11 protein-coding genes and 2 pseudogenes are annotated in these 15,580 nt (G+C 58.4%); 4 read left to right on the top strand and 9 right to left on the bottom strand.

All coding sequences use genetic code 11. The annotated features are described in order from the left end of the window. Positions 1-32: 32 nt before the first annotated feature. Positions 33-929 carry a LysR family transcriptional regulator gene (locus P0D96_RS41335; RefSeq protein WP_408319644.1) on the bottom strand — a complete coding sequence of 299 codons (897 nt, stop codon included), beginning with the start codon at positions 927-929 and terminating at the stop codon, positions 33-35. 258 nt (positions 930-1,187) lie between these two features. Between P0D96_RS41335 and P0D96_RS41330 the strand changes: the two genes are divergently transcribed. From P0D96_RS41330 to P0D96_RS41320, 3 genes are all read left to right on the top strand, one after another. Beyond that, positions 1,188-2,294, top strand: coding sequence for an isocitrate/isopropylmalate dehydrogenase family protein (locus P0D96_RS41330; RefSeq protein ID WP_408319642.1), 1,107 nt, complete (start codon positions 1,188-1,190; stop codon positions 2,292-2,294). Positions 2,295-2,456: 162 nt separating this feature from the next. Next, complete coding sequence (locus P0D96_RS41325; RefSeq protein WP_408182323.1) at positions 2,457-3,803, top strand: MFS transporter; 1,347 nt, start codon at positions 2,457-2,459, stop codon at positions 3,801-3,803. 134 nt (positions 3,804-3,937) lie between these two features. Continuing rightward, positions 3,938-5,152: a porin gene (locus P0D96_RS41320; RefSeq protein ID WP_408182321.1), complete on the top strand. Its 1,215-nt coding sequence runs from the start codon at positions 3,938-3,940 to the stop codon at positions 5,150-5,152. 503 nt (positions 5,153-5,655) lie between these two features. Here the strand turns inward: P0D96_RS41320 and P0D96_RS41315 are convergent. The 3 genes and pseudogenes from P0D96_RS41315 to P0D96_RS41305 all read right to left on the bottom strand — a co-directional run bounded on the left by P0D96_RS41315 (position 5,656) and on the right by P0D96_RS41305 (position 8,304). Then, positions 5,656-6,809: pseudogene (locus P0D96_RS41315) on the bottom strand (porin). An 82-nt stretch (positions 6,810-6,891) separates the two neighbouring features. Further along, positions 6,892-7,206 carry an alpha-hydroxy-acid oxidizing protein gene (locus P0D96_RS41310; protein WP_408182365.1) on the bottom strand — a complete coding sequence of 105 codons (315 nt, stop codon included), beginning with the start codon at positions 7,204-7,206 and terminating at the stop codon, positions 6,892-6,894. Positions 7,207-7,308: 102 nt separating this feature from the next. Next, on the bottom strand, positions 7,309-8,304 hold the full coding sequence (locus P0D96_RS41305; RefSeq protein WP_408319640.1) for a TauD/TfdA family dioxygenase: 996 nt from the start codon (positions 8,302-8,304) through the stop codon (positions 7,309-7,311). A 204-nt stretch (positions 8,305-8,508) separates the two neighbouring features. Here P0D96_RS41305 and P0D96_RS41300 point away from each other — a divergent pair, with 204 nt between their 5' ends. Then, a complete protein-coding gene (locus P0D96_RS41300) occupies positions 8,509-9,411 on the top strand; it encodes a LysR family transcriptional regulator (protein ID WP_408319638.1) in 903 nt (300 codons plus the stop codon). Positions 9,412-9,420: 9 nt separating this feature from the next. On the opposite strand, the gene P0D96_RS41295 is transcribed toward P0D96_RS41300, so the two are convergent. From P0D96_RS41295 to P0D96_RS48785, 5 genes and pseudogenes are all read right to left on the bottom strand, one after another. Next, positions 9,421-10,695 (bottom strand): MFS transporter, encoded by a 1,275-nt coding sequence (locus P0D96_RS41295; protein WP_408182313.1) that lies wholly within the window; start codon positions 10,693-10,695, stop codon positions 9,421-9,423. A 60-nt stretch (positions 10,696-10,755) separates the two neighbouring features. Further along, entirely contained in the window at positions 10,756-11,655 is a 900-nt protein-coding gene (locus tag P0D96_RS41290) for a TauD/TfdA dioxygenase family protein (RefSeq protein ID WP_408319635.1), read from the bottom strand. An 834-nt stretch (positions 11,656-12,489) separates the two neighbouring features. Further along, the gene (locus P0D96_RS41285) at positions 12,490-12,957 is read right to left on the bottom strand and encodes an SOS response-associated peptidase family protein (protein ID WP_408319633.1); all 468 of its coding nucleotides are present in this window, start codon (positions 12,955-12,957) and stop codon (positions 12,490-12,492) included. Positions 12,958-13,166: 209 nt separating this feature from the next. Further along, positions 13,167-14,045: a hypothetical protein gene (locus P0D96_RS41280; RefSeq protein WP_408319632.1), complete on the bottom strand. Its 879-nt coding sequence runs from the start codon at positions 14,043-14,045 to the stop codon at positions 13,167-13,169. A gap of 1,247 nt (positions 14,046-15,292) precedes the next feature. Next, positions 15,293-15,367, bottom strand: a pseudogene (locus P0D96_RS48785) (IS6 family transposase); the annotation flags it as partial. Positions 15,368-15,580: the final 213 nt, after the last annotated feature.

Here is a 15,580-nt window from a genome sequence, read left to right as displayed (position 1 = left end):
ACCACGGAAAACTGCCTCGGTGCATCGTTCTGCTATTTGGACAACGCGAGATGATCAAGCAGCGAATGCGCAGCCACGGACAACGAAGCCAGTTGCTTGAAACACAGTACAAAACGCCGCTGGGCCCAGTCGTCGGAAAGAGGAACAAAGCACGGGCCGCCTGGACCAATATATTGCTCGACGATTTCTCTCGGCGCTACGGCGAGTCCGAGGTTGGATCGAGCAACCCGAATTGCTGCGTCAAAGGTACTAACGACGACGCGATAATTAATTTGCTGCCCGGATGCGGAAGCTTCGTGATCGAGAGCAGCCTGGAACGCGCTCGACGGGGGCATCCTGATATGCTCATAAGGACGTGTCTCTTCGAATCGAATCTCCGACCGGTTGGCTAGGGGATGACTTTGAGCCACGGCGACGCCTAGTTGGTCGGCCGCATAAAATCTGGTTTCCAGGCCCGTGAGATCGACCACATCCCAGCAGATACCAATCGCCGCAGCACCGCTCCGTACTTCAGAGGCGACCTCGTGGCTTACGCGTTCTTGAATTTCAACCCGGACGGAACGATGGAGAGGATCGCGCAGAAAACTGGCGATGGCATCTGGCAGCGATTCCGCTATTGCTGTTGCGGCCGTAACAAGCTTGACGTTTCCGTCGATCGCCTGCGTATGGGACGCCATATCGCGCTCAATTTCCGCCGCCGTGGCGAGCATTGTTTTTGCATGTTTAAGTAGCGTTGCCCCGGCTGCCGTTGGCGCAATCCCGCTCCGTTTCCGGACAAGCAAAGTCGTTCCGACAACATCCTCCAGTTGGGCCAGACGTTTGCTGATGGCTGACCCCACGATATGCTCGCTACGCGCGGCTTTCGTAATCTGTTGCGCTTCGCAGACTGCGACGAATAGTCTGAGCGAATTTAGATCGAGATTTTTCATAAGTCTCTGTCGTATGCGTGGCCGCGACCCTGCCCGAGGGTCTGCTTCGTAAGTATGTCAAACGTGCAACGTTAGCATCGCGCCGACCGGGTCGCCACTGGCATCCCGTTCGGTGATGCCGCCCATGTGTGTTCCAAAGCGGAAAATAACGCGTTCCAAGATATCGCAGAACAGAAAAATCAAGCCACTAAACTTGATTTCGAAGGTAGTCGTGCAAGCGCGAGCTTGCCAGCAAAGCACCACCATCTGAGGTCAATTGTGAAAAACACCTACGAAATCGCGGTAATGCCCGGCGACGGAATCGGACCGGAAGTAACCGACGCAGCAATGAAAGTACTTCGCGCAGGAGCTGAGGCTTGTGGCTTCGCCCTGAACTATACGTTCTACGATTTTGGCGCCGAAGCTTATCAGCGTACGGGTAAGTTTATTACCCCCACCGATATGGATGTCATTGGCAAATCGGATGCCATTCTGTTTGGCGCCATGGGACTTCCTGACGTCCGCACTCCAGACGGTCGTGAATGGGGTGCTCAGGTCGAAATGCGCGCTTACTATGGACTGTTCGCGAGCCTGCGTCCGGCAAAGCTGTTCGAAGGTGTGCCCACCAACATCCGCTCGTCAGACGTAGACATGCTTGTTATCCGTGAGACCACGGAGGGCATGTTCGCCGGCCTGAAAGACCCGCAGGAAGAAAGCGATGAACAGATGAGTGACCGGATGACGATCACCCGCGCAACAAGCGAAAAGCTGTTTCGCGTTGCATTCGAGCAGGCCCGTGCCCGCCGACGTCTCTATGGTACGCGTGGCCATGTCACCCTTCTTGACAAGTCCAATGCACTACGCAGCAATGTCCTGCTTCGGAAAGTCTTCCTTGAGGTAGCCAAGCAATATCCAGACATTCAGACTGACTGCTTTTATGTCGACGCTGGTGCAATGTACATGGTGACCAATCCGGAACGCTATGACGTCGTCGTTACTGAAAACATCTTTGGTGACATTACCTCAGAGATTGCCGCAGGCGTGGTGGGCGGACTCGGCATCGCGCCTTCGGCAGATATCGGCGACAACCACGGAGTTTTCCAGCCATCGCACGGCAGCGCACCTGACATTGCTGGAAAGGGGCTTGCCAATCCCGTCGCGGCTATCCTATCCGCCGCAATGATGCTTGAGTGGTTAGCGGGAAAGCATGATGACCATCGCTGTGCCATGGCATGCGTTGCGATCCGCAACGCAGTCTCCAGTTCTCTCCTGACCGGTCCACGAACGGTTGATCTTGGGGGAAGTAGCGACACATCGACAGTGGCGACCGCAATTGCGCAAAGCCTGGCTTTGCATGTTCCCAAAAACGCTCACGCTGCCGCATAACATCTAGCACCGGCGAAGCGCGAACCGACACACGGTTCGTGCCCCAAGAATTCATATGTCGCATCAAGAAGAGCGCGAACGTGTCTGCGTTACGCGCCCGGATCAGCCTGCGGATCATTGGTGCCTCGGGCACTGAACAAGATTCGCCCCAAGGAGACAAGCATGTCAAATTTAGCCCGCTCCACAGGGGTACCGCTAACAAAAACATCGATAGGTCGATTTCGATGGGTGGTCATTACTCTCGTTGTTGTCGTTTACGCGGTGGCGGCGGCAGATCGTGCAAACATCGGTATCGCACTACCCTACATCAAACATGATTTCGGACTGACCAACACCGGTGCCGGTAGTCTCGCGAGTCTTTTCTTCTTCGCATACGCATTCGGACAGATTCCATCGGCATTTATCGTTAAGCGATTCGGCGTTCGAACGGTCTTGCCCGTTGCGCTTCTCATGACTTCGGTATTCACAGCGATGCATGGGCTCGTCTCTTCAGTTACGGCACTGAAGCTTGCGCGGATTGGCTTGGGGCTATCGGAAGCGCCTTTGGCAATCAGTTGCATAACAACCATCAACAACTGGTTTCCATATCGGGAACGAGGCACTGCTGCGGGACTATTCCTTTCCTCAAACAAGATCGGTCCAGTGCTGGTTCCACCAATCGCCGCACTCATCATAACGATCTGGACCTGGCATCATATTTTTACCGCGTTCGCGCTACCCGGTCTCGTCCTTCCCTTCGTCTGGTTGCTCACTGTTTCGAATAACCCGCGGGAAAGCCGCTTCGTAGGACCAGGCGAGCGAGACCTGATTGAATCGTCGGACAGTCCTGCCGAGACAGCTACGCAGCGGGAAAGCAAGGGGCATTTCCCCCGGCTGGACAGACTCATCCGTGCGCGAAGTGTTGAACGCATAACGACCATCCGACGTCTGTTGACAAACTGGAACATCATCGGCGTATCGCTCGGCTATTTCCTGCTGGCGGGGATTATCAACTTCATTCTTACCTGGCTTCCGACCTACCTCAAGAATGTACAGGGCCTAACCATCGTAGATGTTGGAATGATGTCCGCAGCGCCGTTCATTGGGGCGGTGCTCGGGAATCTGGCTGGCGGGATCATCTCAGATCGCATGCTTGGCGGTCGCCGAAAGCCGCTAATGGTTGTCAGTTGCGTGGCGACGATCATCACGATGTACGCACTGAAGTCCGCACCGCATCAACAGCAAATGCTTGCTGCATTGCTTTTCGCAACCGGTGCGTTGCTCAGTCTCGGGTACTCCTCGTTCTGCATCTACCCGTCCGGATTGACGGATAGAAATCTCTTTCCACTTGCAACCGCGTTGGTTAACACGCTTGGGCAACTTGGGGGCGCCTGCACGCCGATTATCACTGGCGTTCTGCTGGATCATTACAGCTGGTCAGCGGTCTTTACGACCATGTCAATTGCGGCTGCTGTCGGCTTCGTACTGCTGCTGACGATCATAGAACCGGTCACTACCAAAGTTGACTGAAGAAAAATAGTCCTTCTCCGACCGCAGGAAACAGCTCGCTGGGACCGGCAGGTCGGCGCGCGTCTGGACGCTGCTGGCTGGCGCGCACATTTCAATGACCCAATCCGACAAACAGAATATACGGAGACAAAAAAATGAAAACTTTTCGCTACTGCGCTGCCATTGCTTACGCCGCGCTAGGCACGACGGCATATGCTCAGAGCAGCATTACTCTATATGGTGTTGTCGATGAAGGCCTGGAATATGTCAGCAATACAAAGGTAGGGCCCAATCAAGGTAAATCCGTTGTGCAATTGGATTCGCTCAGCGGTCTCAGTGGGTCGAGATGGGGATTGAGAGGCGCGGAAGATCTCGGGGATCGTGTCCGCGCGGTCTTCGTTCTGGAAAATGGGTTCGACGCCAATACAGGCAAACTTGGGCAAGGCGGGGCCATGTTTGGGCGTCAGGCATATGTTGGCATCTCCACTGGCAAATTCGGTACGGTGACAGCGGGGCGGCAGTATGACAGCGTGGTGGACTATGTCGGACAATTCGGCATCTCTGACAAGAATGGTAGTCACCGCGCAGCTCATCCTGGTGACCTCGACAATCTGAATAACTCCGTTCGAACGAATAATGCCATCAAGTATGCAAGCGAGAATTACAAGGGATTCTCTTTTGGTGGCTTATACAGCTTCGGGGGGCAACCGGGTTCGATTTCGACAAACCAGGTCTATTCCGCCGGAGCAAGTTTGCAGTTGGCCGCTGCCTCTGTTGGTGTAGCGTATCTGAACGTGCGAAACCCGAACGTCTCTTTTTTCGGAGATAATCCGAACGGCTCGGCCACGGCGAACAACATCTCTGCCACAACGAATCCGGTATTGTCCGGATATGCTTCGGCCCGCACCTATCAGGTTATAGCCGCAGGCGGTCTCTACAAGATAGGCGCCGCAACGCTGGGCGCAACCTACTCGAATATCCGCTTCGACCATCTTGGTGATAGTGCCGTGGTGGCAACCAATCCAGAGCACTATACCGGCAACGCGACATTCAATAATGCAGAAGTCAACGCAACCTATCAGGTAACACCGGCGCTGCTGGTTGGCGCTGCGTATGATTACACCAAAGGAACCGGGGCATCGAGTACAAACGCAACGGTCCACAACGATGGCGTGAAGTACCATCAGTTCACGCTTGGCGCAGATTACTCCCTGTCAAAGCGCACGGATGTCTACCTGCTCGGCATTTACCAAAAAGCATCTGGCATCGACTCGACAGGGCAGCAAGCCGTCGCAAGCATTGCGAGTTTGACCGCCGCAGCGGGAAACCACGCTGCTCTCGTTCGGGCCGGGTTTCGCGTGAAATTTTGACAGCTCCGCGGACAAGGGAACGCGCTGCGCGATGACTAGGGCTAGCGCGAACTCTGCCCGTGGATGCTGCGGGCTGGTGGCTAGATCTTGTACCAGTCGTCAACATTGCTTTTTTTGGCCCGCAAGTTCTGGCGCGTAAGGCCAGCTTGCGTGGTCAATCGGCGATCGTCTCATATCGGAGTTGAGCCGACGCTCGAACGTCCGAGCGAAAGTGCAGGCGAACGGCCGAAGTTGGCCGATAGCACCAGCTCGGCGAACGCTCTCTAGAGCTGTCGTTGGACTCATCAACGGCAGCTCTCCAGCAGGCGGGGCGAATGCGTGCTCCCGGCCATCAAGGGTCAGCCCGGTCTGATTAGGCAATGTCCGTTCACGGTGGTGAATGGGACAAACGGTGTGGTTGGAGGCACTCCCGCTGACGCGTATCGGGCTATAGGTCAAGTCGATTCCGGAATTCCCGTTTAGAAGCCGACTTTGCTCCAAAACGTGAACCCCGGAAATGGAGCTCAGAATTTGACTCTAAGCCCCGCCCGCACCAGCGCTGCATGATTGATTGCTGCAGCCGTGACGCCGGTAATACTGGCGACCGCCTGCTGACCGGTAGAGTCGACCCCACTCGCCTTCTGATAGATACCCACAACATAGACATCGGTTCGCTTGGAGAGGTTGTAGTCAGCGCCAAGTGCGAATTGATGATATTTCACGCCGTCATTGTTAACCGTTGGCAACGCACTCGAAACACTGCCACCTTTGGTGAAGTCATACGCGACACCGACCAGGAGCGCGGGGGTGAATTGATACTTGAAATTCACTTCCGCATTGTTGAAAGTCGCCGTACCTGAGTAACGCAGCGCATTTGGACCCGAAGTCGCCATATCGCCGAGTCCCATGAACTTCGTGTTGGAGTAGGTCGCGCCTATCGTGGCCCCGCCGATCGTGTATAAGCCCCCCGCTGCAATCACCTGGTACGTGTGCGCTGAGGAATAGCCGCTGATAACCGGATTCGTTGCTGCGGACACGTTGTTGACCGTAACACCTCCGCCGTTCGGATTACCACCGAAGAAGGACGCGTTCGGATTGCGTACGTTAAGGAATGCCGTGCCGAACGTGAATGCGTCAGTTGAATACGCCGCACCCAGCGAGTACACCTGATTGCGGGAAAACTGTCCGGGTTGGCCGCCGAAACTATACAGTCCGCCAAAGGTGAGCCCGTGAAGATTCGTGCTCGCGTATTTAATTGCGTTGTTGGCTCGGAAAGAGTTGTTGAGATTATCAAGATCGCCGGGATTTGCCCCACGGTGACTTGCCCACTGATCAGACACGCCAAAGATTCCAACGTAGTCAACGCCTGGCGCCCGAACAAAGCGCCGCCTTGAGCCAGCTTGCCGCTGTTGCCATCAAAACCGTTCTCCAGCACGAAGATCGCCTTGAGGTTACCGCCCAGATCCTCCGAACCTCGAAGCCCCCAGCGCGACCCCTGAAGTCCGCTCGTCGCGTCAAGCTGGTACAGCTGCTTGCCCGTCTTCCCTGAAGTCTTCACGTTGGTGATGTATTCGAGCCCGTCGTCGAAGACGCCGTAGAGGGTCACATTACTTTGCGCGCTTGAAGCTCCACTAAACAGCAGAAGGCATGCGCAGGGGATCAGTTTCTTCGTTGACATGTTGTCTCCATGGTTAAGTCGGTATTCTTGTAGGGCTGCTATTTATCTGAGATATGGTCTATGCCATATTCCATTCGTCATGCTAATCAGGCAGCGGCGAACCCGAGTCAAGCGGTCGCCGGGACGGGTCATCTGTGTGGATAATGTCGCGACCGATGTCCAGCACATTGGTGCGGCCACAGAAGGCCATGATGTCGATCGCCTTTACGACACCTTCCTGCTCCATTGCGCCAAGACGGTACAGAAAAGGGCACCCGATTAGCGTCGCCTTCGCACGCAGAACGTCCTGTCCCGACCCGATGCCTCCGTTGAGCCATACGTGGGCGTGGTTACCAGCGGCATCGACGATCGAGGGAAGTGCGCGAATGGTGGACGGAGCGGTGTCAAGCTTCTTCAGTCGGCGACGTTACGCATTCGGCCGAAACCCGCGACCGGCTGTATGGCAAGACGACGCTGGCTATGCCGCCGGAGTCGTTGGGAAACGACGCTGGTCCTATGTTCAAAAAACGGCGGCTCGATTCTCGCCGATGGTCTCGGCTAACTTGTTCCACTCGTCGACCGAGCGGCCCAGATTGCCGAAGCGAGCGAAGGCCCAGCGCATGATCTCGCTCTCGTCGCACCACGGCGCCTGCGCGTCCAGGTGCAACCACAGCCGCCACAGGAAGCGCCGGCGCGTCGGGTCGGCGTCGTCCTCGTATGCGGTGCGCCCATGCACGACGGTGTAGTTGTTCAACAGCTGAATGTCACCCGGTTCGAACGCCATATGCAGCGGCATGTCCGCGCGGCAGGCGATGGCGTCGAAGCAGTCAAGCGCCGCCTGCTGCGCGTCGCTGAGCGGCTGTGTCTTCTGAGCGCCGCCGATGATGTACGACCGCGCATAGCGGCAGCTGACCCTGGCACCGTGCTGTGCGAAAACCGGGATACGTTCGGACACCGGTTCCTCGCCGGACCACTGCTCCGCCTTGCGGTCGTAGCGCAATCCGTTCAGCAAAACCGGCAGGTGCTGTGGATGGTCGCGCAGGATCTCGTTGAAGATAGCGGGGGTGCTGACGATCGTGCTCAGACCGCCCGACAGCGCCTTGCGCACGCACAGCAGCGCCACCACATCGGTCGGGTCGCAGTGGTAGTTCAGGTCGGCCTTGCTCTGGTAGCCGCGCACATTGCGCTGCGATGCGTCGCCGCTATAGCCGAAGTCCACGCCCATGTCAGTGACAGGACAAAGAAAGTCGGCCTTGGCGTTTTGCGTCAGGCCCTGACCGAACAGCAGGCCAACCGCCCAGTAGGCAAGCTGGATCTGGCCGTCGGTCAACGCGTCGATTGGGACGCCGCGCACTAGCGCGAATCCGCGATCGCCGAGTTCGGTGCGGACGGCGTGGGCCGTAGGCACAAGCGTTTCGAGCGCCGAGGCGGCTTCGTCGCGACCGAGCGACCTGAAGTCGCGTCCGTCCCAGCGGCGAGCCGCATCGACGAGTGCGTTCGCCTGCGCGGGCGTCAACCGATGGAGCCAGGAGTCGTCACGCGCGAAGTCGGTGCCTTTCCAGACCGAGGCGCCACGAGCGGGTTGCAAGGTTGAGGTGTGCGTTGCATCCATTGTCGTCTCCTGTCGTTTGAATCGAATTGAGGCCCTAGTGTTTCACTTGCCGAGGCTGCCTAAAAGTGAAAAGATCTATGTACAGGTTAACTAAAAGTTGATTCAGCCATGAACCTCCGACACCTCGAAGTCTTCCGCCACGTGATGCAGACCGGCACAGTGAAGGGCGCCGCTTCGGTGCTGCAGGTGTCCGACGCCGCGGCCAGCAAGCTGTTGGCCACCGCCGAACGCAGAATGGGACTGGTCCTCTTCGAGCGTACGCGGGGCCGCCTCGTCCCGACGCCGGAGGCACGTCGCCTGTACGAAGATGTCGAGCAACTTTGGCATCGCGTCGAGCGCATTGAGGCGCTGACGAAATCTCTTTCGCATCCGACTGGCGGCACACTCAATCTGGCGATCTCGCCGAGCCTAGGGGTCACGGTCGTGCCTCAGGCGGCAACCAGGCTGCTGGCCCTGATGCCCGAGTTGACGATCAACGTCGACCTGCTGATCCCCCACATGTTGTTGCAAAGCCTGATCGAGGGCGTCGCCGATGTCGCCGTCTCGCTCAACCCGCAGCAGCATCCGAATCTGGAGATTGTGGAGCGCAGCCGCTGCGGCCTGGTGTGCGTCATGCCGAGCAACCACCCGCTTGCCGCGCGCAAGTTCGTCCGTGCCTCCGACCTGCCCGGGCATGCGGTGGTCTCGTTCCCGCAGGCGCTCGACTACGGATTGTCGGACGAGTTGTTGTTCGGCAAGTACGGCGACGCCATTGTCCGGCGCCTAAACGTGCGGTCCGGACAGACCGCCTGCTGGTTCAGCCATGCCGGCGCGGGATTGGCGATTGTCGACGCCGCAGCCGTCGCGGGCCGGGCATTCGCGGATCTGGCGATCCGCCCTTACCGCTGCGAAGGGTCGCTTGAGATCGTTCTCCTGCGGCATCGCGACCGGCCGCTTTCACTCGCCGCCAAGCAGTTCTGCGACGTTTTCCCCCGCATCTGGCGAGAGCTCTCCACGGCCCAAGCGATGTAATACGGTGCTTCAGCGAGCCGCCACGACACCCGCTGCGGGACACGGCGAACCGGCGCGCTTCTCCCTGACGAACATCATGCACCCGAGAGCCAGCAGGGGGCCGGCCGCGAGTGCCAGGAAAGCGACCTGAAATGATTGCGTGGCCTGGAAGATCACGCCGATGCACACCGGTGCGACCACCCCGCTGAATTGCCAGACGGCATTCGCCAGCCCAGCGCTCGAGCCGGCCACGTTGATGCCACCTTGTTCCGCGATGAGCGCGATGAGAAGCGGACTATAGATGTACGCGCCAATGCCCAGAATCGGCGCGGCGATCTTGAAGGCGGTCAGTGTCTCGAGTTGGCCGAAAATCAGAAGCATGACCACGAACAATCCGAACGCGCCGATGGCGAGTGGCTTGCGCGCGCCGCCCAACCAGTCGGAGAGCAGACCTATCAGGGGTTTGCACACGATCGCACCGACGCCGAAAATCGCGCTGACGAAACCGGCGTCGACCAGCGAGACGTGGTGCCCCTTAACCATCAAGGCATTGGCCCAGGACGCGAACCCGACGGTACCCCATAGGCCGCCGAATCCGGCGACGGCCAGCAGAAAGAAGTTGCGATCGCGCAAGATCAGCCAGACGCCCGGCACCGCCGACCGCGACGCGCGGTCAGGTCGAACCGCGCTGGTTGCATCGCCATCCTTGATCGCCGCGGCGCAGACGAGTGCGATCGCGAGCGTCACCATCGCGAGGCTCCGGTACGTGTCGCGCCAACCGAACTGCGTCACCAGGGTTGGCAGCGTCACATTGACGATGACCACAGCGAGCGAGGTCGCCGTCATGAACATGCCAATCGCCATACCTCGTTCGCGCGTGCCGAACCAGGTCGCGACGAGTTTTATGGCCGCCGAATAGTCCGCACCGGCGGTCAATCCCATCACGGCCTGAACGCACAAGCCAAAGATCACCGACTGCGTGAAGCTGAACGCGAACGTCGCCGCCGCGAGCCCGAACAGAGAAACCGCGAGCATCAGGCGTGGGCCGAAACGATCTGTCAACACGCCGCCGACGACGCTGAACAGAACATAGCCCGTGTAGAAGGCTGTGACGAAGATGCCGAGCGACGCCAGCGACAAGCCGATCGAGCTACCTACCGAGACGGCGATCGATCCCCACGCCAGCCGGCATATCATACTGACGAGGTACGCGGCCCATGTGACCAGCAGGACGACCCACCGATATGAACTCTTTTGCGGCGTGAATGTGGCGACGCCGGCCGGCGTATGGGTGGATGGCTTCATGTTGTCTCCTGAGGGGATCGGAAGGTCTCGTCGATCGCGAGACCTCTCCAGCGCCTACGGTCAGGCCGTGGCGATGTCTTCCTGTTCGCAGGTCGGTGCGACGTCCGAGATGGTCGCGCGGCGGATGTCGAACGGGAACTGCAGGTCATCCCAGAACGCCAGCCGGTGCATCGTGCAACGGTTGTCCCAGATCACCAGATCACGCTCGCGCCAGCGGTGGCTGTACTGGAACTGTCGCTGCGTCGCGTGGGCGGTCAGTTCCGTGATCAGTGCAGCCGATTCTTCCTTTGGCATGCCGACCACCTCGCCCAGATGCGAGGCGAGAAACAGGCACCGGCGACCGCTGTCTTTCAGATGGCGGACGAGCGCCTGCGGCTGGCTCTTGAACGTTGTCTTTTCCTCGTCGGAGAAGTCCGCGAAGCCCGCCTTGGCGCGCGAGGTCATGATCGAGTGTAGGCCGACACGCTTGTGCAGCAGGTGCTTCGTGCTGGCCGGAAGCGCGTCATAGGCCGCTCGCATGTCTGCAAAGTGCAATTGGCCTCCCGTGGGCGGCACCGCGCGCGCGTACAGCGCTGAGACGGAGGCCGGCAGCGGCTTGTACGTGCTGTCCGTGTGCCACATCGCATTGCCCTTGAGCATGTAATTGCGGCGCCGCGAATCCGCCGGCCACAGCGAACCGTCGGCCTCCAGATTCGAGACGTCCGCGAGGCCCGGCGGCAGCGGACGCTTGTCTTCGGCGCGGGCGATGCTGAATGTCTCCAGGTCCCCGAAGATCTGCGCGAAGGCCAGATGCTGTTCGTTGGACAGTGTCTGGTCGCAAAAGATCAGGACCGGATAGCGCACGAAGGCCTCGCGGATGCGCTGCCGATCTGCGACCGACAGCGCATCCGCGAGGGTTACACCACCGATCTCGGCGGCGAATTCGAAGTCGTCGAATACAGGTCGCACAATGAGGGGCATGCCTTGTCTCCTTGAAGGCCGATGAGCTTCGTGGCGCTGCGCCTTAACGCCCGGAAGGCTTGCGATCTATTGCGGTGAGCCGCTACCTTGAAGTGTTCCTGCGGCAAGGATTTAGGGGAAGCGAAAATACCTGCATCGGGATTAACTTTTAGTTGATCGTCGCCCGTCCTCGTACGTCGGGATCGACTTGTCGAACCTGATGCATCCGGTGGTTGCGGATCGGCCTGCCGATGCCGAGGGACATGCGGGCTGTTGAAAAGGCATTGTCACCACGAAGAGGTGGGGCTGGGCCACATGGGTGCCGTCCTGTCAGTCGCGACAGATCACGCGCAACATGGGCCGGCGTTCTTCCATGTGCGCTCGCACGCTTCAAAGGTCTTTCGCACGTGACAGTTGAGGTCACCTCCTGGGCTGCGGCCTGACCTCACGGGCTTCGCTCGTTAAAACACTCTTCCCAAGACTGCTCCCAAGCCAGTCGGAGATGTTGGCGGCCCTCCTGAGCGCGATTCATACAGCTCGAATGCATCAACGCTCGCAGTTCACCGGCTCCGCCCGGAATTGCAGACGGCAACGACAACCCAGTACGGTAAGTGTTTTCATGCCATATGCAAAATGACGTATAGCAAGGACGCAGCCAATCCTTTGTCTTGTCAGCGTGGTAGTCACCCAAGGCGCATCGAACAGTGTTATATGCGTTGACATAGAGGTTCATCACCCAGTACCGCATCAAAACGGCATCCCACATCTCATCGAACGACTTGACGGGTTTATCTAACCCATAGAAAAAGTCTCCGAGCTCCTTGTCCGTCCGTGCAAGTTCAGGAATCTTCGGCTTTAGCTCACCAGAGATTCCTTCGAAAGGAGTTCGGGGTTGCATGACAAGCACGTCAAATTTAGAAGAGAGAAGCATCGCCATAGACCTGCGATCGCTAGGGGTTCGCCTGATGCAAGGCCGATGCGCCAGCGCACCGCCTTGCCGGTCTCGTAATCCGGCTCGTAAAACCGTTCCGTCGGAATAAGACATAGCTGAAGCTTCGTCCAGGCGCTGCGAAAGCTGCGCTTCTGCCCTATCGACTCGGCACGGGCGTTCATGGTGTCGAACACTTTTACGCCATCGGGAATGTGTCTGCGAGGCACGATTCCAAATGTGGCGGGGTCGGTAGTAAATGCGTCGTTGACGCGCCTCACGATTGGAGCGGTGTAATCCTTGTAGATCTCGCGAGGATAGTCGAAGTGCGGCTCGGGAAAGAGGCTGAATGACTCAAATCGCACAACCGGATTCGATTCGTAGCTCGTGCACATGGGTTCCCCTCAGGCTGGGTTCGGACATTCAGGACATGATACTGCGCGGGACAACCCGAAGGCCCGCTCGGACGGTCAGGCCATTACATTTACTTCTGGAAACGCGACAGACGTGGGGCAGCGGGCTTGCCCCGCCCGACCAAATATACGCAACGCAAAAAAAATCCCCGGGGGTTAGCCCGGGGATGTCGATAGATCTACTGTCCGCGTCACGCGGCTACTGCAAACAGGTCAAGCTGCGGCGCATCGCGGCGGACGCGTGCCTGATGCTCACCCTCGCTGATGCAGTTCGCGACAAGGTGCGCGTCCAGCTCATGCGGAGTGAGGTTGAGGCGCTGCGCGAGCCTGCTGAAATACTGCCCCCGTTTCGCCATGTCCTGATACCGTTGAGCCATTCCGACCGGCAGCTTTACGATCCCTTCGTTGAGCCAGAAACGCGCTGATTCGATTGCATCGCGGTTCTGCGTTTCCAGCATGAAAGCCGTGTCGAACGAACACGTCACGAACTCGCATGCGGATTGCGCGTCGACCTCAAACTGCGAAGCCTCCTCGAAGTACACGGTCTGCTCGCCGCCTGTGGTTCTGGCGTATCGGCTAGGCCGCTCGGGATGCAGATAGCGGTTCCATTGCTCCGCGTCGAAGTCGCGCAGTCCAGTTGCAGGCGCATCCCGGTTGTATTGCCCCACCGGATACCACCCATGCAACACGATGTCCGCCTTTGGCATCGGCTCAATGTGAGGCACGGCATATCCGCGACCGAGGACATTCACGTCGTGCCAGACCGCAAGCGCTGGGAACGCATGCGGTGCGTAGTGATGCATCGACAGGAAAAAGTCAATTGCCACGAGCTGCTGCGGCGTCACAAACTCGAATTGCGGATCACACAGTTCCCGGTTCTGTTCTGTGTCAGGGATGCGCCCCGACGCCAGCTCACCCGAGTGAACCTCTGCACGATCTCTCTCGTTCGCATCAATCGAAAGGAGCATTCGTAACATGGTCATTCTTTCAGAAAAAGCATAGGTGTCCGCCTGAATCCGCGTGTACCCCGCCTCGCTAAGTGTCCGCCCGACCAGTTCTCGCCGGGACATATCCCACTGCACAGCGAGAAGTAGTTGCGAAACTCGTTGAGCGGTTCGAGGTGCACATACTCCTCTTCCTGCACCATAAACTCCATCGACTTGTCGCGTTCGCCCGAGACGCAACAGAAGGCACAACCAAACCTGGAACCGCAAGCTGCGCGCGCCCCGCTCTCGCCCAGCACAACGCCACATACGCCGCCGTTACCCGCGCGGTAGATATGGGATAGCTGCGTGATAGTCGACGGTGCTACCGGACTTGGAAACGGCAGACCCGACGGCTCGGCAAGGAAACCCAGCATCGTCCATACGTCGTCGCTGGTCCAGTCCGTACGGAAAAGTTAAAGGCAAATGGACACTGAATAATCCTGTAAATTCAGTGGCTTGCAGAAAACCAACCTGTCCATCCCCGCAAAACGAAAAACGGACAAGGCCACAGAATGTGCTTGCACTGGATGAACCGCCAGCATACACGCACGCATCGACGTTCTAGGATCGCGTTCGGAGAGGCCGCGCTACCGGGTCAATCCGGCTTATCACGTCGAGACCTTGCTTTCGTACGCCGACCGGCTGTAGCCGGACCCGTTGCTGCCAGTCGACCAGTCGGAGTTGAAAAGGCAGGTATCTGAGTGGAACGGTCATTCCGTGCCGTCACTCGAGGACAAGTCATCTATTTGTTCGACGCCCGCCCAAGTCCGCGGGCTCGCAAGCGCGTGACTGCGCATGCGGGCAGGCGTTGAATAAACCTGAAGGAGGAAACCGCGGAGTGCTCCGGCACGGTTGAAGTCGCGAAAGCTAGGCGGTCTGGGTCCTGGGTGCGAACTTGCGCATGCGCATGTCGTCAACCATGCGCCGGCGCAGCGGGGCTGACGCCCGGATCGGAGGAGATCATGATGGGGCTCCTGCTGGAGAACGAGGCGGATTGCCTCATTCGCCAGGCGCTGCGGATTTGGTGTTCCGCCAGTACGCGGTGTTCCGACACGCAACAAGCGGCTGAGAAAAAGAACTATACAGTGGGCGCAAAGGGCAGATGGCCGGCGCGAAATCGCAAGTGCTTCTTGCCGTACGAGTACGACCATCGCAGTCTTGCAGAGGATCTCGACCAGATCCAAATCCCGCAGGACATCGAGGTCATGCTTGGCGAGAAGGCCAGCACGCCCGGCTCATCAAGGGCGAAGGCCGACGGCCCGATCGTTGATGCGTTCCGGTGCATTCAGGAAACAGAGGGCGACGCTGCCGCGTACGAGTACCTGCGCGCCGAAGCAGCGCACGGCGCAGCTGATGACTGCGGCGGGAAACCGATAACCGTGATAAAGCGATTTTGTCTTCTCCATCTTGCAATCTTAGGCGACCACCTCGCCAACGTGGCAGAGCCGCTGACGTATCTACCCCAATTAAGGCGATTGAGTTAGCCGGAGAAGCGGCGTGCTTTGAGGGCATATACCGTCAGCGATCAAGAATCGCTTGACCGTTTAGATCTGGAAGACTGTCGCAAGCTGACGTCCCTCAACCGCTACTGACGCGGAGATACGGCATGTCTCCCAAGT

This window comes from Paraburkholderia sp. RL17-347-BIC-D, from assembly GCF_046027915.1.
Classification (GTDB): Bacteria; Pseudomonadota; Gammaproteobacteria; order Burkholderiales; family Burkholderiaceae; genus Paraburkholderia.
Note: the sequence above shows the minus strand (reverse complement) of the source record. Positions and strands in the feature narration are given on the sequence as shown.

Coding starts and splice junctions, on each gene's coding strand:
- P0D96_RS41280 (WP_408319632.1), bottom strand. CDS start 14,045: ATGTCCCGGCGAGAACTGGTCGGGCGGACACTTAGCGAGGCGGGGTAC.
- P0D96_RS41285 (WP_408319633.1), bottom strand. CDS start 12,957: ATGTGCACGAGCTACGAATCGAATCCGGTTGTGCGATTTGAGTCATTC.
- P0D96_RS41300 (WP_408319638.1), top strand. CDS start 8,509: ATGAACCTCCGACACCTCGAAGTCTTCCGCCACGTGATGCAGACCGGC.
- P0D96_RS41290 (WP_408319635.1), bottom strand. CDS start 11,655: ATGCCCCTCATTGTGCGACCTGTATTCGACGACTTCGAATTCGCCGCC.
- P0D96_RS41335 (WP_408319644.1), bottom strand. CDS start 929: ATGAAAAATCTCGATCTAAATTCGCTCAGACTATTCGTCGCAGTCTGC.
- P0D96_RS41295 (WP_408182313.1), bottom strand. CDS start 10,695: ATGAAGCCATCCACCCATACGCCGGCCGGCGTCGCCACATTCACGCCG.
- P0D96_RS41320 (WP_408182321.1), top strand. CDS start 3,938: ATGAAAACTTTTCGCTACTGCGCTGCCATTGCTTACGCCGCGCTAGGC.
- P0D96_RS41325 (WP_408182323.1), top strand. CDS start 2,457: ATGTCAAATTTAGCCCGCTCCACAGGGGTACCGCTAACAAAAACATCG.